We start from the raw sequence: 18971 nt of genomic DNA on the forward strand, positions 1-18971 counted from the left end.
ATGTCGCGCCTCGGCAGCCTCGGCGCCCGGCTCTACCGCGGTGAGGCCGGCTACGACTTCGTCGGCAAGCGGTTCCTCTGGTACGGCGTCTCCGTCCTCATCACGATCGTCGCGATCGCCGGCTTCTTCATCCGCGGCCTGAACATGGGCATCGAGTTCGAGGGCGGCGCGGTTTTCACCACCCCGAAGACCGAGACCTCGGTCTCCGAGGCCCAGGAGGTCGCCGAGGACGTCTCCGGGCACCAGGCCATCGTCCAGGAGCTGGGCGGCGACAGGCTCCGTATCCAGATCAGCAGCATCGAGACGCAGCAGGCCGACAAGGTCAAGGCGGCGCTTGAGGAAGAGCTGAACGTCGAGGACGTCAACGACCAGCTCGTCGGCCCGAGCTGGGGCGAGCAGATCGCGAACAAGGCGTGGCAGGGCCTGGCGATCTTCATGGTCCTCGTGGTGATCTATCTCGCCATCGCCTTCGAGTGGCGCATGGCCCTGGCGGCGCTCGTCGCGCTGATCCACGACCTGACGATCACGGTCGGCGTCTATTCGCTCGTCGGCTTCGAAGTCACCCCGGGCACGGTCATCGGCCTGCTGACCATCCTCGGTTATTCGCTGTACGACACGGTCGTGGTCTTCGACGGTCTGAAGGAGAGCACGAAGGGCATCACCAAACAGACGGGCTTCACCTACCGCGAGGCGGCCAACCGCAGCCTCAACGGCACGCTCGTCCGCTCCATCAACACCACCGTCGTGGCCCTGCTGCCGGTCGCGGGCCTGCTGTTCATCGGCGGCGGCGTGCTCGGCGGCGGCATGCTCAACGACATCGCGCTCTCCCTGTTCGTCGGCCTCGCGGCCGGTGCGTACTCCTCGATCTTCATCGCCACCCCGCTGGTGGTCGACTTCAAGGAGCGTGACCCTGCCATACAGGGGCACAACAAGCGCGTGGCCGCCCGCCGTGCTTCCGACGCCCGCGCCGCCGCCCGCGGCGAGAAGGCGTCGGCCCGGCGCGAGGACGAGCGCGGCGGCGCGGCCGTCGGTGCCGCCGAGGACGCAGAGCCCGAGGACGAGCCCCGCGACCCCGAGCCCGCCGGCCAGGGCGCCGTCGGGCCGCCGCGGGCACAGGGACGGCGGCAGCAGCCGGTGTCCCGGCAGCGCGGCCGGGGCCGGCCCTCGGGCAGCCGCGGCGGCCGGTCGGGGGGCAAGCGCCGGTGAGCATGCCCGACGGGAGCACGGAACTGCTGCTCAGCCGGATCCAGGACGTGCCGGACTACCCGAAGCCGGGCGTGATGTTCAAGGACATCACCCCGCTGCTGGCCGACGCGAAGGCGTTCTCCGTGCTCACGGACGCGCTGACCGAGGTCTGCCGGCAGCAGGGCGCGCAGAAGGTCGTCGGCCTGGAAGCGCGCGGCTTCATCCTGGGCGCGCCGGTGGCGGTGCGCGCGGGGATCGGCTTCGTGCCCGTACGCAAGGCGGGCAAGCTCCCGGGCGCCACGCTCGGGCAGTCGTACGACCTGGAGTACGGCACGGCGGAGATCGAGATACACGCCGACGCCCTGCAGCCCGGCGATCGCGTCCTCGTCATCGACGACGTGCTGGCCACCGGCGGCACCGCGGAGGCGTCCGTGCAGCTCATCCGGCGGGCCGGCGGCGCCGTCACCGGCCTCGCCGTGCTGCTGGAGCTGGGCTTCCTGGCCGGCCGGGCGCGCGTCGAGCAGGCGCTCGACGGCGCTCCACTCGACGCCCTCGTCACCGTCTGACCCCTCTGAGCAGGGGTTATCCGCCCGGCCTGGGGCCGGGCGGGGCGGCTGCCGGGTGGCGGGGACCGGGCGGCAGATACCATGGCAGTTCCGGGGATCTCCCCGTGGGCCGTCCACCGCCAAGGAGTGCTCTTGCCAGACGAGGCTCATCGGTCCACCACCGCGCCGCCCGAGAAGCAGCGGGAGCCGGGCGCGGCGGACGGCGCGCTGCCCGCACGGGCCGCGGAGAACGGGTCGGGCCGCCGTGGCGCGCCGCCGGAGGGGCGGGTGCAGCCGGCCGCCCCCGCGCGCGTCGAGCCCGCCGCGGGCCACGGCGCCGGGCCGGCCGGCCGCGGTGCCTCGCCGAGCCGGGTGCGGGCCCGGCTGGCGCGCCTCGGCGTGCAGCGGCAGAGCCCGTACAACCCGGTGCTGGAGCCGCTGCTGCGGATAGTGCGGGGGAACGACCCGAAGGCCGACACCTCCACGCTGCGGCAGATAGAGCGCGCGTACCAGGTCGCCGAGCGCTGGCACCGCGGCCAGAAGCGCAAGAGCGGCGACCCGTACATCACCCACCCGCTCGCCGTCACCACGATCCTGGCCGAGCTGGGCATGGACCCCGCCACGCTGATGGCGGGACTGCTGCACGACACGGTGGAGGACACCGAGTACGGGCTGGAGGACCTGCGGCGCGACTTCGGTGACCAGGTGGCGCTGCTGGTGGACGGCGTGACCAAGCTGGACAAGGTCAAGTTCGGCGAGGCCGCGCAGGCGGAGACCGTACGCAAGATGGTCGTCGCCATGGCCAGGGACCCCAGGGTCCTGGTGATCAAGCTCGCAGACCGGCTGCACAACATGCGCACCATGCGCTACCTGCGCCGTGAGAAGCAGGAGCAGAAGGCGCGCGAGACCCTGGAGATCTACGCGCCGCTGGCCCACCGGCTGGGCATGAACACCATCAAGTGGGAGCTGGAGGACCTCGCCTTCGCGATCCTCTACCCGAAGATGTACGACGAGATCGTCCGCCTGGTCGCCGAGCGCGCCCCGAAGCGGGACGAGTACCTGGCCGTCGTCATCGACGAGGTCCAGCAGGACCTGCGCAGCGCCCGCATCAAGGCGACCGTCACCGGCCGCCCGAAGCACTACTACAGCGTCTACCAGAAGATGATCGTGCGCGGCCGCGACTTCGCCGAGATCTACGACCTGGTGGGCATCCGTGTCCTCGTCGACTCGGTCCGCGACTGCTACGCGGCGCTGGGCACCATCCACGCGCGGTGGAACCCCGTCCCCGGACGGTTCAAGGACTACATCGCGATGCCCAAGTTCAACATGTACCAGTCGCTGCACACGACGGTCATCGGACCCGAGGGCAAGCCCGTCGAGCTGCAGATCCGCACGTTCGACATGCACCGCCGCGCCGAGTACGGCATCGCCGCGCACTGGAAGTACAAGCAGGAGGCCACCGGCGGCGCGACCCGCCAGCAGGGCGCCGGCACCCGTAAGGGCGCCAAGTCCGATCAGGTCAACGACATGGCCTGGCTGCGCCAGCTGATCGACTGGCAGAAGGAGACCGAGGACCCCGGCGAGTTCCTCGACGCACTGCGCTTCGACCTCTCCCGCAACGAGGTCTTCGTCTTCACGCCCAAGGGCGACGTGATCGCCCTGCCCGCCGGCGCCACCCCCGTCGACTTCGCGTACGCGGTGCACACCGAGGTCGGGCACAAGACCATAGGAGCCCGGGTCGGCGGCCGGCTCGTACCGCTGGAGTCCGCGCTCGACAACGGCGACACCGTGGAGGTCTTCACCTCCAAGGCGTCCGGCGCGGGCCCCTCCCGGGACTGGCTGAACTTCGTCAAGTCGCCCCGCGCGCGCAACAAGATCCGCGCCTGGTTCTCCAAGGAGCGCCGCGACGAGGCCATCGAGCAGGGCAAGGACGCCATCGCGCGGGCCATGCGCAAGCAGAACCTGCCGATCCAGCGCATCCTCACCGGCGACTCCCTGGTCACCATCGCGCACGAGATGCGCTACCCCGACATCTCCGCGCTCTACGCGGCGATCGGCGAGGGCCACGTCTCCGCGCAGAACGTGGTGCAGAAACTGGTCCAGGCGCTCGGCGGCGAGGAAGCGGCCACCGAGGACATCGAGGAGACCGCCCCGCCGCTGCCCGGCAAGACCCGCAAGCGCCGGGCGGCCAACGACCCCGGCGTGATCGTCAAGGGCGTCGACGACGTCTGGGTGAAGCTCTCCCGCTGCTGCACTCCTGTGCCCGGAGACCCGATCATCGGCTTCGTCACCCGCGGCAAGGGCGTCTCCGTGCACCGCGCCGACTGCGTCAACGTCGAGTCGCTGTCGCAGCAGCCCGAGCGGATCATCGAGGTGGAGTGGGCACCCACGCAGTCGTCGGTTTTCCTCGTCGCCATCCAGGTGGAGGCGCTGGACCGCTCCCGGCTGCTCTCGGACGTCACGCGCGTGCTGTCCGACCAGCACGTGAACATCCTGTCCGCCGCGGTGCAGACCTCCCGTGACCGGGTGGCCACCTCGCGCTTCACCTTCGAGATGGGCGACCCGAAGCACCTGGGACACGTGCTGAAGGCGGTGCGGAAGGTGGAGGGCGTCTACGACGTCTACCGGGTCACCTCCGCCCGGAACAACTGAACGCGGCACCGCGCGACGAGGGCCCCGCCGACCGGCGGGGCCCTCGTCACGTACGGGCCGCGGCGGGGCTCAGCCGCCGAACTCGCGCAGGCCCTTGAGCGCCTGGTCGAGCAGCGCCTGCCGGCCCTGAAGCTCACGGGCCAGCTTGTCGGCCCTGGCGTCGTTGCCCTGCGCCCGGGCCTGCTCGATCTGCCGGTGGAGCTTGTCGACGGCGTCCTGCAGCTGCCCCGTCAGCCCCTCGGCGCGCGCCCGCGCCTCCGGGTTCGTACGACGCCACTCGGTCTCCTCCGCCTCGCCGATGGCGCGCTCCACGGCGTGCATCCGGGCCTCGATCTTCGCCCGGGCGTCGCGCGGTACGTGCCCGATGGCCTCCCACCGCTCGTTGATCGAGCGGAAGGCGCCCCTGGCGGCCTTGAGGTCGGTGACCGGCAGCAGCTTCTCCGCCTCCGTGACCAGCTCCTCCTTGCGCGTGAGGTTCTCGCGCTGCTCGTGGTCGCGCTCGGCGAACACCTCGCTGCGGGCCTGGAAGAACACGTCCTGCGCACCGCGGAAGCGGGCCCACAGGTCCTCCTCCTGGTCGCGCTGCGCGCGGCCCGCCGCCTTCCAGTCCGCCATCAGCTCGCGGTAGCGGGCGGCCGTCGGCCCCCACTCGCGGGAGCCGGAGAGCGCCTCCGCCTCCTCCACCAGCTTCTCCTTGCGCCGCCTGGCCTCCTCGCGCTGCGCGTCGAGGGAGGCGAAGTGCGCCTTGCGGCGCTTGGAGAAAGCCGAGCGCGCGTGGCTGAAGCGGTGCCACAGCTCGTCGTCGCTCCTGCGGTCCAGCCGCGGCAGGCCCTTCCAGGTCTCCACCAGCTCCCGCAGCCGCTCGCCCGCCGCGCGCCACTGCTCGCTCTGCGCCAGCTCCTCCGCCTCGGCGACCACCGCCTCCTTGGACTCGCGCACCTGGACCTGGTGCTTGGCCTTGGCCGCCTTGCGCTCCTCCTGGCGGGCGCCGACGGCCTCCACCAGCCGGTCGAGCCGCGCCGTCAGCGCGTCGAGGTCGCCGACCGCGTGTGCCTCGGACACCTGCTCGCGCAGGTGGTCGATGGCGGCGGTGGCGTCCTTGGCGGACAGGTCGGTGGTCTGCACCCGGCGCTCGAGGAGGCCGATCTCCACGACCAGGCCCTCGTACTTGCGCTTGAAGTAGGCGAGCGCCTCCTCGGCCGAGCCCGCCTGCCAGGAGCCGACGACTCGTTCGCCGTCGGCGGTACGCACGTACACGGTGCCCGTCTCGTCGACCCGGCCCCATGGGTCGCTGCTCACAGCGCCTCCTCACATGACGCCCGGCCGGCCCGGCAGCCCGGCGGCGTCGTCCACAGTTGTCTGCGGCCGGAAAGGGGATGGGGTACCGGATCCGGCCGATCCGGCGGCGGGCGAAAGCGACTGCCGCCGGCACCCCCGCACCTGCACAACGCCAACATAGGCGAACGGCGGGCCGGCTGTCCGCACCCCGCGCGAGACCAATCACGTAACGGCGGGGGCGGCGCCGCGGCTCAGCGGTCGGTCTCCTGCTCCTTGTTGCCCTTGGTGACGGTCGCCTTGTTGATGACCACGGTCGCGTTCGGCGCGGTGTTGCCGGTCTGGTCCGCCGGCTGGGCGCCCGCCTCGGCGATCGTCTTGACGGTGGCCGTGCCCTCGTCGGTGAGCGTGCCGAACGGCGTGTAGTTCGGGGGCAGCGGGCTGTCCTCGTAGACCAGGAAGAACTGGCTGCCGCCGGAGTCCTTCTGGCCGGTGTTGGCCATCGCCACGGTGCCCGCCGGGTACGTCCCGCCCTTGACCGCCTTGTCCTTGAGGTTCTCGTCCGGGATGGTGTACCCGGGTCCGCCCTGGCCGGTGCCGGCGGGGTCGCCGCACTGCAGCACGAAGATGCCGGACTCCTGCCCGGTCAGCCGGTGGCACGCACTGTGGTCGAAGTAGCCCTCGTCGGCGAGGAACCGCATGCTGTTCACGGTGTGCGGCGCCTTGTCCGCGTCCATCTCGATGCCGATGTCGCCGCAGGTGGTCTCCAGCGTCATCGTGTACGTGGCGGGGTCGATGTCGAGCTTCGGCTCCTTCTTCCACGTCTTCTTCGACGGCTTGCCCTTCTCCGGCTTGCCGCACGGGTCGTGCGCCTTCTCCGGGCTCGCGCTCGGCGCCGCGGCGTCGTCCTTCTTCTTGTCGTCGTCGTCCGACCCGAAGCCGGTGAAGGCCGCGACCGCGACGACGGTGATCACCACCACGAGCGGGGCGGCGATGATCGCCGCGAGCCTCTTGTTGTGCTTTCTGCGGTCGGCGCGCCTGCGCTGCTGCCGCTCGTACTTCTCCCGGGCGAGCTGCCGCCTCCGCTGGTCCCTGCTGACCACCGCGTCTTCTCCCTCGAGTCGCTGCCACACGCGTTCGTGGACCGGAATTCCGTGTGCCGTACCGTATATCGATTCGCTGCCGGATGAGGAGCGCCGGTAGTCTCAGAACGGCCGCAATTCCGGGCCGCCGCCGGCCGTGCGGCCCCCTGCGGCGCCACCGCCGACGACAACCGACAGGTGAAGGACGATCGTGCTCATTGCCGGGTTCCCCGCGGGCGCTTGGGGCACCAATTGTTATCTCCTGGCCCCGGCCGCGGGCGAGGAGTGCGTGATCGTCGACCCCGGGCACCGGGCGGCGGACGGCGTCGCGGAGGCCGTCGCCAAGCACCGGCTCAAGCCGGTCGCGGTCGTGCTCACCCACGGGCACCTGGACCACGTCGCCTCGGTGATCCCGGTCTGCGGCGCCCACGACGTGCCCGCCTGGATCCACCCGGCCGACCGGTACATGCTCGCCGAGCCGGAGAAGGCGCTGGGCATGGCCGTCGGAGCGCCGCTGCTCGGCGACCTGACCGTGGGGGAGCCGGACGACGTGGCCGAGCTGGCCGACGGCGCCGAGCTGGAGCTGGCCGGGCTGAGCCTCACGGTCGCGCACTCGCCCGGCCATACCAAGGGGTCGGTGACCTTCCGGCTGCCCGAGCAGCCGGATGTGCCGCAAGTCCTCTTCTCGGGAGACCTGCTCTTCGCCGGCTCCATCGGACGCACCGACCTGCCCGGCGGCGACAGCGCCGAGATCCTTGAGTCGCTGGCCCGCGTGTGCCTGCCGCTCGACGACTCGACCGTGGTGCTGCCCGGGCACGGCCCCCAGACGACCATCGGGCGCGAGCGTGCCGTCAACCCCTTCCTGCAGGAGGTGGCCGCCGGCCCGGCGGGCGGCACGGCCGCCCCGCTCCGCCCACGACGACGAATGTGACGACACCCTCCGTGAGCACCTCACCGGCTTTCCGGGCCCCCCGGGGCACCTACGACCTGATTCCGCCGCGCTCCGCGGCCTACCTCGCCGTCCGCGAGGCGTTCGCCGCGCCCGCACGCCGCGCCGGCTACGGCTACGTCGAGACCCCCGGCTTCGAGGACGTGCGGCTCTTCGCCCGCGGCGTCGGCGAGTCCACCGACATCGTGACCAAGGAGATGTACACCCTCACCACCAAGGGCGGCGACGAGCTGGCGCTGCGCCCCGAGGGCACCGCCTCCGTGCTGCGCGCGGCGCTGGAGAGCAACCTGCACAAGCAGGGCAACCTGCCCGTCAAGCTCTGGTACTCCGGTTCGTACTACCGCTACGAGCGCCCGCAGAAGGGCCGCTACCGGCACTTCTCCCAGGTCGGCGCCGAGGCCATCGGCACCGAGGACCCGGCGCTCGACGCCGAGCTGATCGTGCTGGCCGTCGACGGCTACCGCGCGCTGGGGCTCACGGGCTTCCGGCTGCTGCTCAACTCCCTCGGCGACCAGGAGTGCCGGCCCGCCTACCGCACCGCGCTGCAGGACTTCCTGCGCGGTCTCGACCTCGACGGGCCCGCCCGCGAGCGGATCGAGATCAACCCGCTGCGGGTGCTCGACGACAAGCGCCCCGAGGTCCGGGCGCAGCTCGACGCCGCCCCGCTGATGCGCGACCACCTGTGCGAGGCGTGCAAGGCGTACCACGAGCAGGTCCGCGAGCTGCTGACCGCGGCCGGCGTCGGGTACGAGGACGACCCCCGGCTGGTCCGCGGCCTCGACTACTACACCCGCACCACCTTCGAGTTCGTCCACGACGGCCTCGGCGCGCAGTCCGCCATCGGCGGCGGCGGGCGCTATGACGGGCTGTCGGAGATGATCGGCGGCCCGGCGCTGCCGTCGGTGGGCTGGGCGCTGGGCGTGGACCGTACGGTGCTGGCCCTGGACGCCGAGGGTGTTGTGCTGGACCTGCCCGCGGCCACCGACGTGTACGCGGCGGCCCTGGGCGAGCGGGCCCGCAGGACGCTCTTCGGCGTGGTCACGGAGCTACGCCGGGTAGGGGTCGCGGCCGACTTCGCCTTCGGCGGCAAGGGGCTGAAGAACGCGCTGAAGTCGGCAGACCGCTCCGGCGCCCGCTACGCGCTGGTGGCGGGGGAGCGGGACCTCGACGAGGGCGTGGTGCAGCTGAAGGACCTCGGCAGCGGCGAGCAGCGGCCGGTGGCGCTGACGGCGGTCGTGGACGAACTGCGGGGGCTGCTCGCCTGACTCTGGGTGGCCCCTGCGGGTGGCCGGCTGACGGGTGGATTTACGCCGGTCGAATGCGCGGTCGGGCATCGTTGCCCCTGCCGGTGGACGGCCGATGGCCGACCTGTCGGGCACCGGGGCGCCGGTGCCCGACAGGTCGGCGTTACGGCACAATGAGGTATCGCCACCGGCACCTGAGTCCACGGAAGCAGCGAGATGACCACGACCGCAAGCAGAACGGCCCCGTCCCGGCACGAGGACCCGCCCGAACCGGGACTGATCGGGTCGAGCCGGATCTTCGCCTGGCTGCTGATGATCTGCGGCACGCTGGGCGTGGTGGCGTCCGCGGTGATCACACACGACAAGATGAAGCTGCTGGAGGACCCGAACTACGTCTCGGCCTGCAGCCTCAACCCCGTGCTGTCGTGCAACAACATCATGAAGAGCTGGCAGGCGTCGGTGTTCGGGTTCCCGAACCCGTTCGTCGGCTGGATCGCCTTCCCGATGCTCGTCGTGATCGGCGCCGGTCTACTGGCCGGCGGCCGGCACCGCCGCTGGTGGTGGACGGGCCTGTGGGCGGGCTCCCTCTTCGGCGTCGGCTTCGTCACCTTCCTCCAGTACTCCTCGCTGTACGACATCGGCTCGCTGTGCCTGTGGTGCTCGCTGGTCTGGGCGGTGACGATCCTGGTGTTCTGGTACACCACCGTGCACAACGTCAGGACCGGCGTCTTCCCGGTTTCGGCCCGGGTGCGCGAGGCGGTGCTGGAGTTCAACTGGGTGGTGCCCGTCCTCTGGTACGGGATCCTGCTCATCCTGATCGGCATCCGCTGGTGGTCGTACTGGAAGACGCTCCTCTGAGCCCTGTCGGTCCCGTGGCATAGGCTCGGGAAGCGTGGAGCCCGACCTGTTCACCGCCGCGGCCGAGGAGCGCCAGGAGAAGGATCCCGGCAGCTCCCCGCTCGCCGTCCGGATGCGCCCCCGCAGCCTCGACGAGATCGTGGGGCAGCAGCACCTGCTGGGACCCGGCGCACCGCTGCGCCGGCTCGTCGGCGAGGGCGCTGAGTCAGGCCCGGCGGGCCCGGCGTCCGTGCTGCTCTGGGGCCCGCCCGGCACGGGCAAGACGACCCTGGCGTACGTGGTCAGCCAGGCCACCCGGAAGCGTTTCGTGGAGCTGTCCGCGATCACGGCGGGCGTCAAGGAGGTCCGCGCGGTCATCGAGGGCGCCCGCCGCGCCGTCGGGGGGTACGGCAAGGAGACCGTCCTCTTCCTCGACGAGATCCACCGCTTCAGCAAGGCCCAGCAGGACTCGCTGCTGCCCGCCGTGGAGAACCGCTGGGTGACGCTGATCGCCGCCACCACGGAGAACCCGTACTTCTCCGTGATCTCCCCGCTGCTGTCCCGCTCGCTGCTGCTCACGCTGGAGCCGCTCACCGAGGACGACGTGCGCGCGCTGCTGCGCCGGGCGGTCGCCGCCGAGCGCGGCCTCGGCGGCGCGGTGACGCTGCCCGGGGAGACGGAAGAGCACCTGCTGCGGATCGCCGGCGGCGACGCGCGCCGGGCGCTCACCGCGCTGGAGGCGGCGGCGGGGGCGGCGCTGGCGCAGGGCGGGTCGGAGGTGTCGCTGCCGACGCTGGAGGCGGCGGTGGACCGCGCCGCCGTCGCGTACGACCGGGACGGCGACCAGCACTACGACGTGGCCAGCGCCCTGATCAAGTCCGTCCGCGGCTCGGACGTGGACGCCGCGCTGCACTATCTGGCGCGCATGATCGAGGCGGGCGAGGACCCGCGGTTCATCGCCCGGCGGCTGATGATCTCCGCCAGCGAGGACATCGGCCTGGCCGACTCCTCGGCGCTGCAGACGGCCGTCGCCGCGGCCCAGGCGGTCGCCATGATCGGCTTCCCGGAGGCGGCGCTGACACTGGCGCACGCCACGGTGGCCCTCGCGCTGGCCCCGAAGTCCAACGCGGTGACGAAGGCCATCGGCGCCGCGATGGACGACGTGCGGGCCGGCAAGGCCGGCCCGGTGCCGGCGCACCTGCGGGACGGGCACTACAAGGGCGCGGAGAAGCTCGGCCACGCCCAGGGGTACGTGTATCCGCACGACGTCCCCGGCGCCATCGCCGCCCAGCGGTACGCCCCGGACGCCCTGCACGGCCGGCGGTACTACGAACCGACGCGGTACGGCGCGGAGGCGCGGTACGCCGAGGTGGTCGAGCGGGTGCGCGAGCGGCTGGCGGGCGCGGGGCAGGACGGGCCTGGCCGGGGCGGCGACGAGCAGGGCTGACGCGGCGCTCACCGGTCGTCGCCGGGGCGGGGTGGCGGCAGGTTTCGGGGTGACGCGGATCACGGTGCCCGGCCGCCGGGAATGCCCGAAATCTCGGGCGCGTTTACCGAGGTTGTCGCGCCGGAGCGCGAGAATCGCCTAAGGTAAGCCTTGCCTAACTTTCTGAAGGAGGACGGAACCGCGTGAACCAGCCGCGCCCCAAGGTCCGCAAGTCGCGGGCCCTCGGCATCCCGCTCACCCCGAAGGCCGCCAAGTACTTCGAGAGCCGCCCGTACCCGCCCGGCATGCACGGCCGCGGCCGCAAGCAGACCAGCGACTACAAGGTACGGCTGCTGGAGAAGCAGCGCCTGCGCGCGCAGTACGACATCAGCGAGCGCCAGCTCGTCCGGGCGTACGAGCGCGCCAGCAAGGTGCAGGGCAAGACCGGTGAGGCGCTGATCGTCGAGCTGGAGCGCCGCCTGGACGCGCTGGTCCTCCGCGCCGGGCTGGCCCGGACCGTCTACCAGTCCCGGCAGATGGTCGTGCACGGCCACATCGAGGTCAACGGCCGGAAGGTCGACAAACCGTCCTTCCGGGTCCGCCCCGGGGACGTGGTGACGGTCCGCGAGCGCAGCCGCGAGAAGTACCCGTTCCAGGTCGCGCGCGAGGGCGGCTACGCCCCGGACGGCGAGACCCCCCGCTACCTGGAGGTCAACCTGCCGGCCCTCGCCTTCCGCCTGGACCGGGACCCCAACCGCCGCGAGATCCCGGTCATCTGCGACGAGCAACTGGTCGTGGAGTACTACGCCCGCTGACGGCTCCCCGGACGCGGCGGGGCGCACGGAACGTACGCGGAAGTATGCGCAACGTACAATCCGCTCGCGCAACTCCCCAGTGCACGGGGGCTAATCCGGTACGGCGTTGTCGGTCCGGCGCGATAGGGTCGGACCCTGCCCCTGGCAGCGCAAACCCCCGTCCCGAAGGAGCGGTGCAACGTGTCCGGTGGAGAGCTGGCCGGCATTCTCGTGGCCGTCTTCTGGGCCATCCTGGTCTCGTTCCTCGCGGTGGCCCTCTTCCGGCTCGCGCAGACGCTCCGCGCGGCGGGCGAGTTGGTCACGCGCGTGACGGAGGAAGCCGTCCCGCTGCTCTCGGACGCCGGCGCCACCGTCCGCTCGGCGAACACGCAGCTGGCCCGGGTCGACGCCATCGCCTCCGACGTCCAGGAGGTCACGGCGAACGCCTCGGCGCTGTCCAGCACCGTCTCCACCGCCCTCGGCGGACCCCTGGTGAAGGTGGCCGCGTTCGGATACGGGGTGCGACGCGCGCTCGGCCGGAACCGCGGCGCGGCCGGGGACGACGGCGGCGACGTGATCGTCGCCGGCCCGGTCGGCGCGCCCGCCCGGGCCGCGGCGGCCCGCGCCGCCGGGACCGCGAACGCCCGGGTGCCCGCCGCCCGCCGGGGTTTTTCCGCCAGGCGTAGAAAGGGCTGAGAGCATTGTTCCGTCGGACCTTCTGGTTCACGACCGGTGCGGCCACCGGCGTCTGGGCCACCCTCAGGGCACAGCGGGCGATCCGCCGCGTCACCCCGGAGGGCATCGCGGCCACGGCCGCCAACCGCGCCGTCGACACCGGCCGGCGCGCCCTGCTCTTCGCCCGGGACGTACGCGCCGCCATGGCCGAGCGCGAGGACCAGCTCAACGACGCCCTCGGGCTGAGCCCCCGCAGCCGCCCCGCGGAGTTGCCCGGGCAGCGCGTCAAGGCGCAGCTCGCACGGAAGGCCGCCCGCCGCCGCCCGACCGACCGGAACCCGTACCACCGCAATCGCGACCTGAAAGAGGACCACTGATGGAGTCGGCCGAGATCCGCCGCCGCTGGCTGCGCTTCTTCGAAGAGCGTGGGCACACCGTCGTGCCGTCGGCGTCGCTGATCGCCGACGACCCCACGCTGCTCCTCATCAACGCGGGCATGGTCCCCTTCAAGCCGTACTTCCTCGGCGAGGCCACCCCGCCGTACAAGCGCGCCACCAGCGTGCAGAAGTGCATCCGCACCCCCGACATCGACGAGGTCGGCAAGACCACCCGGCACGGCACGTTCTTCCAGATGTGCGGCAACTTCTCCTTCGGGGACTATTTCAAGGAAGGTGCCGCCACCCTCGCCTGGGAGCTGCTCACCACCCCCCAGGACGCCGGAGGTTACGGCCTGGACCCCGACCGCCTGTGGATCACGGTCTACGAGGACGACGACGAGGCCGAACGCATCTGGCGCGACGTCGTCGGCGTGCCCCCCGAGCGCATCCAGCGCCTGGGCAAGGAGGAGAACTACTGGGACATGGGCGTGCCCGGTCCCTGCGGCCCCTGCTCCGAGGTCAACTACGACCGCGGCCCCGAGTTCGGCGAGGCGGGCGGCCCCGCCGTCAACGGCGAGCGCTACGTGGAGCTCTGGAACCTGGTCTTCATGCAGTACGTCCGCGGCCCCGGCAAGGGCAAGGACTACCCCATCCTGGGCGACCTGCCGCAGCAGAACATCGACACCGGCCTCGGCTTCGAGCGGCTGGCGATGGTCCTGCAGGGCGTGCACAACATGTACGAGATCGACACCTCGCGCGTCGTGATCGACAAGGCCGAGGAGCTGACCGGCGTGCGCTACGGCGCCGCCGACCACTCGGACGTCTCGCTGCGCGTCGTCTCCGACCACATGCGCGCCTCCGTCATGCTCATCGGCGACGGCGTCACCCCCGGCAACGAGGGCCGGGGCTACGTGCTCCGCCGCATCATGCGCCGTGCCGTGCGCAACATGAAGCTGCTCGGCGCCGACCGCCCCGTCGTCGCCGACCTGGTCGACGTCGTCATCCGCACCATGGGCGAGCAGTACCCGGAGCTGGTCGCCGACCGCAAGCGCATCGAGTCCGTCGCGCTCGCCGAGGAGGCCCGCTTCCTCAAGACGCTCAAGGCCGGCACCAACGTGCTGGACACCGCCGTCACCGAGGCCCGGGCCGCCGGCTCCGGCGTGCTCCCCGGCGACAAGGCCTTCCTGCTCCACGACACCTGGGGCTTCCCCATCGACCTCACCCTGGAGATGGCCTCCGAGCAGGGCCTGACGGTCGACGAGGACGGCTTCCGCCGGCTGATGAAGGAGCAGCGGGAACGGGCCAAGGCCGACGCCGCCGCCAAGAAGACCGGCCACGCCGACCTGTCCGCGTACCGCGAGGTCGCCGACTCCGCCGGCGCCACCGAGTTCACCGGCTACACGCACACCGCGGCCGAGTCCACCGTCGTCGGCCTGCTGGTCGGCGGCGTGGCCTCGCCCGCCGCCACCGAGGGCGACGAGGTCGAGGTCGTCCTCGACCGCACCCCCTTCTACGCGGAGGGCGGCGGCCAGCTCGCCGACTCCGGCCGGATCCGGCTCGGGTCCGGCGCCGTGGTCGAGGTCCGCGACGTCCAGCAGCCCGTGCCCGGCGTCAGCGTGCACAAGGGCGTCGTCCAGGTCGGCGAGGTGACCGTCGGCGAGTCCGCCCAGGCCGCCATCGACGTGAGCCGGCGGCGCGCCATCGCCCGCGCCCACAGCGCCACCCACCTCACCCACCAGGCGCTGCGCGACGCCCTCGGCCCGACCGCCGCCCAGGCCGGCTCCGAGAACGCCCCGGGCCGCTTCCGCTTCGACTTCGGCTCGCCCGCCGCCGTGCCGAACGGCGTCCTCGGCGACGTCGAGCAGAAGATCAACGAGGTGCTCGCCCGTGAACTCGACGTGCACGCCGAGGTCATGTCGATGCAGGAGGCCAAGAAGCAGGGCGCGCTCGCCGAGTTCGGCGAGAAGTACGGCGACCGGGTCCGCGTCGTCACCATCGGCGACTTCTCCAAGGAGCTGTGCGGCGGCACGCACGTGCACAACACCGCCCAGCTCGGTCTGGTCAAGCTGCTCGGCGAGTCCTCCATCGGCGCCGGCGTGCGCCGGGTGGAGGCCCTGGTCGGCGTGGACGCGTATACCTTCCTCGCCCGCGAGCACACCGTGGTCCACCAGCTCACCGAGCTGCTCAAGGGCCGCCCGGAGGAGCTGCCCGAGCGGATCTCCGGCATGCTCGCCCGGCTGAAGGACGCGGAGAAGGAGATCGAGAAGTTCCGCGCCGAGAAGGTGCTGCAGGCCGCCGCCGGCCTCGCCGAGGCCGCCAGGGACGTGCGCGGCGTCGCGCTCGTCGCCGCCCGGGTGCCCGACGGCACCGCCGCCGAGGACCTGCGCAGGCTCGTCCTCGACGTACGCGGCCGGATCCCCGGCGACCGGCCGGCCGTCGTGGCGCTCTTCTCCGTCGCGGCTGGTCGTCCCCTCACCGTGATCGCCACCAACGAGGCCGCCCGCGAGCGCGGTCTGAAGGCCGGCGACCTGGTGCGTACGGCCGCGAAGACGCTCGGCGGCGGAGGCGGCGGCAAGCCCGACATCGCCCAGGGCGGCGGGCAGGACCCGCAGGCCGTCGGCGAGGCCGTGGCCGCGGTGGAGCGGGGCGTGGCGGAGGCCGCCGCCTGATGCGCGGCGGCAGCCGCCGGAGGGCCGCGTGATGCGCCGCGGGCGCAGGCTCGCGGTGGACGTCGGGGACGCCCGGATCGGGGTCGCCTCCTGCGACCCCGACGGGGTGCTCGCGACGCCCGTGGAGACCGTGCCGGGCCGGGACCTGCCGGCGGCGTACCGCAGGCTGGCGGCGCTCACCGAGGAGTACGAGCCGCTGGAGGTGCTCGTCGGCCTGCCGCGCTCGCTGCACGGCGGCGAGGGTCCGGCCGCCGCCAGGGTCCGCGGCTTCGCCGAGAAGCTGGCCCGGCGCGTCCACCCCGTGCCCGTACGGCTCGTCGACGAACGCATGTCCACGGTAACCGCCTCTCAGAACCTGCGTGCGGCCGGGAGGTCGAGCCGCAAGGGCCGATCGGTTGTCGACCAGGTGGCGGCGGTCGTCATCCTCCAGAGTGCGCTGGAAGCCGAACGGGTGTCGGGGGTCGCGCCGGGCGAGAGCGTCGAAGTGGCTATGTGATCGCGATACGGTAACGTTCCGCGCGGACACGGCACCTGTCGTATAAACGCACCGGCGGCCACGCGGCATAGGGGACTGATGACTGACTACGGCCAAAACCCCGGCTCCCAACCCTGGCAGCCCGACGACGGCCTTTACGGTGGGCACCAGGACTGGTCGGCCGGGCAGCCCGGCGCAGGGCACCACCACTACGGGGGACAGCAGCCGCAGCAGCACTACCCGCAACAGGCCCAGTCCTCCTGGGACTCGGGCCAGACGCCGCAGTACCCCGGCGGCTGGGACACCACCGGCGGGATGCCGCTGGCCGACCCCTACGCCGCTCCCGCGCCGCAGCCCGACTACTACGGCACGCCGGACGCCTACCCGCCGCCGAACCCGCACCCGCGCCGGCCGCAGCCGCACCAGCAGCCCGGGCAGCACCAGCCCGGGCAGCAGCAGCCCGGGCCGCCGCCCGGCCACCAGCCGCCCCCGCACCACCAGCAGCCGCCGCCCCGTCGGCGGCAGCCCGGGCAGCCGCCCCAGGGCGGCCCCGGCCCCGGCGCCCGCGAGGACTGGGACCCCGGCTCCCGCCGGCCGGAGCGCGACGACCACCCCTTCTTCGACGACGGCCCCCCCGACGACGACGACTTCGACGACCCCCGCGAGGGCCGCCGCGGCGGCGGCCGGAGCGCCGGCCGCGGCACGGGCCGCGACCGACGCGGCGCCAAGCGCCGCAACGGCTGCGCCTGCCTCGTCGTCGCCGTCGTGCTGGCCGCCGGCCTCGGCGGCCTGGGCTACGTCGGCTACAACTTCTGGAGCGACCGCTTCGGCTCCGCCCCCGACTACGCGGGCGAGGGCCACGGCAGCGTGACCGTGGAGATCCCCGAGGGCGCGAGCGTCACGCAGATGGGGAACCTCCTCAAGGAAAAGGGTGTGGTCAAGAGCGTCCAGGCGTTCATCGACGCCGCCGGCGCCGAGACGCTCCACCCCGGCTCGTACTCCCTGCACAAGGAGATGTCCGGCGCGGCCGCGGTCGAGATGATGCTGAGCCCGGAGGCCGCCAACGCGCTCGTCGTCCCCGAGGGCCGGCGCGCCACCGCCGTGTACGCGATGATCGACGAGCACCTCGGGCTCAAGGCGGACACCACCGCCAAGATCGCCGAGAAGGGCGGCCTCGGTCTGCCCGACTGGGCGGAGGGCAACCCCGAGGGCTTCCTGTGGCCCTCCAGCTACTCCGCGGCCGAGGGCACCGACCCGAAGAAGCTGCTGCGCGAGATGGTCAAGCGCGCCAACGGCAAGTACACCGAGATGGGCCTGGAGGAGAAGGCGGACAAGGCGGGCAGGACTCCGTACGAGATCCTCACCATCGCCAGCCTCATCGAGGCGGAGGGGCAGTCGAAGGAGGAGTTCGGCAAGGTCTCGCAGGTCATCTACAACCGCCTGAAGCCGGACAACACCGCCACCAACGGCATGCTGCAGTTCGACTCCACCATCAACTACGCCAAGGGCGAGTCGAACCTGAACATCTCCAACCAGGACACCCAGTTCGACTCGCCGTACAACACCTACCTCCACGCCGGCCTGCCGCCCGGTCCCATCGACAACCCCAGCGAGCGGGCCATCGACGCTGCGCTCGCCCCGACCGACGGCGACTGGCTGTACTTCGTCACCGTCGAGGAGGGCGACACGCGCTTCACCGCCAGCAAGGAGAAGCACGACCGGAACGTCGAGGAGTTCAACGAGAACCAGCGCAAGGAGGGCGACTGATGGCCCAGCCCCGGCGCGCGGCCGTGCTCGGCTCGCCCATCACCCACTCGCTGTCGCCGGTGCTGCACCGCGCCGCGTACGGCGAACTGGGCCTGACCGGCTGGACGTACGGTCGCTACGAGGTCGACGAGAAGCGGCTGTCCGGCTTCCTCGACAGCCTGGAGCCGGGGGAGTGGGCCGGGCTCTCGCTGACCATGCCGCTCAAGCGCGCGGTGATCCCGCTCCTCGACGAGGTCAGCGCCACGGCCCGCGACGTCGAGGCCGTCAACACCGTCGTCCTGCACGATGACGGCCGCCGCTTCGGCGACAACACCGACATCCCGGGCATGGCTGCGGCGCTGCGCGAACGCGGCATCGAGAAGGTCGAGCGCGCCGCCGTCCTCGGCGCCGGCGCCACCGCCTCCTCCGCGCTCGCCGCCCTCGCCACCGTCTGTACCGGGGAGGTCACCGCCTACGTACGCTCCGCCGCCCGCGCGACCGAGATGGAGCAGTGGGGCGAGCGCCTCGGCGTCTCGGTACGCTGCGCCGACTGGTCGGAAGCCGCCGGCGCCTTCGACGCCCCGCTGGTCGTCGCCACCACCCCGGCCGGCGCCACCGACGACCTGGCGACCGCGGTCCCGGACCGCCCCGGAGCCCTCTTCGACGTGCTCTACGAGCCGTGGCCCACCCCGCTCGCCGGGGCCTGGGCCGCGCGCGGCGGCACAGTCGTCGGAGGTCTCGACCTGCTGGTGCACCAGGCGGTGCTGCAGGTCGAGCAGATGACCGGCGTCGCCCGGGCGCCGCTGGCGGCCATGCGCGCGGCCGGCGAGGCCGTGCTCCGCGCCCGCACCCCCTGACCCGGCGGCCCGCCGGAGGCGTCCACCGGCCTCCCTGCGGCCCGCTGGCGCCCTGGACCCCGCCGGCCGGCGGGGTGCAAGAACCTGCCTGTCCAACCGTCCAGAACGTGGACCCGGACAAGTGCGGGGCCCGGAGCGTGCGAGGATCGGAGGCGAGGACTTCGCACGCGAAAGGGAGCACCG

16 protein-coding genes are annotated in these 18971 nt (G+C 72.5%); 14 read left to right on the top strand and 2 right to left on the bottom strand.

All coding sequences use genetic code 11. The features are described 5' to 3' along the window. The 3 genes from secF to T328_RS04140 all read left to right on the top strand — a co-directional run bounded on the left by secF (position 1) and on the right by T328_RS04140 (position 4382). Positions 1–1206 (top strand): protein translocase subunit SecF, encoded by a 1206-nt coding sequence (secF, locus tag T328_RS04130; RefSeq protein WP_496494458.1) that lies wholly within the window; start codon positions 1–3, stop codon positions 1204–1206. Positions 1207–1208: 2 nt separating this feature from the next. Continuing rightward, on the top strand, positions 1209–1751 hold the full coding sequence (locus T328_RS04135) for an adenine phosphoribosyltransferase (RefSeq protein WP_496494891.1): 543 nt from the start codon (positions 1209–1211) through the stop codon (positions 1749–1751). 132 nt (positions 1752–1883) lie between these two features. Further along, the gene (locus tag T328_RS04140; RefSeq protein ID WP_496494459.1) at positions 1884–4382 is read left to right on the top strand and encodes a RelA/SpoT family protein; all 2499 of its coding nucleotides are present in this window, start codon (positions 1884–1886) and stop codon (positions 4380–4382) included. A 69-nt stretch (positions 4383–4451) separates the two neighbouring features. On the opposite strand, the gene T328_RS04145 is transcribed toward T328_RS04140, so the two are convergent. Both T328_RS04145 and T328_RS04150 read right to left on the bottom strand, forming a co-directional pair. Then, positions 4452–5681 (bottom strand): DUF349 domain-containing protein, encoded by a 1230-nt coding sequence (locus tag T328_RS04145; protein WP_496494460.1) that lies wholly within the window; start codon positions 5679–5681, stop codon positions 4452–4454. Between the two features lie 230 nt (positions 5682–5911). Next, positions 5912–6760, bottom strand: coding sequence for a peptidylprolyl isomerase (locus T328_RS04150; protein WP_496494461.1), 849 nt, complete (start codon positions 6758–6760; stop codon positions 5912–5914). A gap of 190 nt (positions 6761–6950) precedes the next feature. Between T328_RS04150 and T328_RS04155 the strand changes: the two genes are divergently transcribed. From T328_RS04155 to T328_RS04205, 11 genes are all read left to right on the top strand, one after another. Further along, the gene (locus T328_RS04155) at positions 6951–7670 is read left to right on the top strand and encodes an MBL fold metallo-hydrolase (protein WP_496494462.1); all 720 of its coding nucleotides are present in this window, start codon (positions 6951–6953) and stop codon (positions 7668–7670) included. Continuing rightward, positions 7667–8953 carry a histidine--tRNA ligase gene (gene hisS, locus T328_RS04160; RefSeq protein WP_496494463.1) on the top strand — a complete coding sequence of 429 codons (1287 nt, stop codon included), beginning with the start codon at positions 7667–7669 and terminating at the stop codon, positions 8951–8953. The genes T328_RS04155 and hisS overlap by 4 nt, the downstream gene beginning before the upstream one ends. 195 nt (positions 8954–9148) lie before the next feature. Beyond that, positions 9149–9790 (top strand): vitamin K epoxide reductase family protein, encoded by a 642-nt coding sequence (locus T328_RS04165; RefSeq protein WP_496494464.1) that lies wholly within the window; start codon positions 9149–9151, stop codon positions 9788–9790. Positions 9791–9824: 34 nt separating this feature from the next. Further along, on the top strand, positions 9825–11216 hold the full coding sequence (locus tag T328_RS04170) for a replication-associated recombination protein A (RefSeq protein WP_496494465.1): 1392 nt from the start codon (positions 9825–9827) through the stop codon (positions 11214–11216). A gap of 182 nt (positions 11217–11398) precedes the next feature. Continuing rightward, entirely contained in the window at positions 11399–12010 is a 612-nt protein-coding gene (gene rpsD, locus T328_RS04175) for a 30S ribosomal protein S4 (protein ID WP_496494466.1), read from the top strand. 180 nt (positions 12011–12190) lie between these two features. Continuing rightward, on the top strand, positions 12191–12685 hold the full coding sequence (locus T328_RS04180) for a DUF948 domain-containing protein (protein ID WP_496494467.1): 495 nt from the start codon (positions 12191–12193) through the stop codon (positions 12683–12685). Positions 12686–12690: 5 nt separating this feature from the next. Next, complete coding sequence (locus tag T328_RS04185; protein ID WP_496494468.1) at positions 12691–13041, top strand: DUF6167 family protein; 351 nt, start codon at positions 12691–12693, stop codon at positions 13039–13041. Continuing rightward, positions 13041–15710 carry an alanine--tRNA ligase gene (gene alaS / locus T328_RS04190; protein WP_496494469.1) on the top strand — a complete coding sequence of 890 codons (2670 nt, stop codon included), beginning with the start codon at positions 13041–13043 and terminating at the stop codon, positions 15708–15710. Before T328_RS04185 ends, alaS begins: the two co-directional genes overlap by 1 nt. A gap of 31 nt (positions 15711–15741) precedes the next feature. Beyond that, a complete protein-coding gene (gene ruvX, locus T328_RS04195; protein ID WP_496494892.1) occupies positions 15742–16206 on the top strand; it encodes a Holliday junction resolvase RuvX in 465 nt (154 codons plus the stop codon). 78 nt (positions 16207–16284) lie between these two features. Next, entirely contained in the window at positions 16285–17952 is a 1668-nt protein-coding gene (gene mltG, locus T328_RS04200) for an endolytic transglycosylase MltG (protein ID WP_496494470.1), read from the top strand. Continuing rightward, a complete protein-coding gene (locus tag T328_RS04205) occupies positions 17952–18788 on the top strand; it encodes a shikimate dehydrogenase (RefSeq protein WP_496494471.1) in 837 nt (278 codons plus the stop codon). Before mltG ends, T328_RS04205 begins: the two co-directional genes overlap by 1 nt. Positions 18789–18971: the final 183 nt, after the last annotated feature.

Source organism: Streptomyces sp. CNX435, from assembly GCF_059570575.1.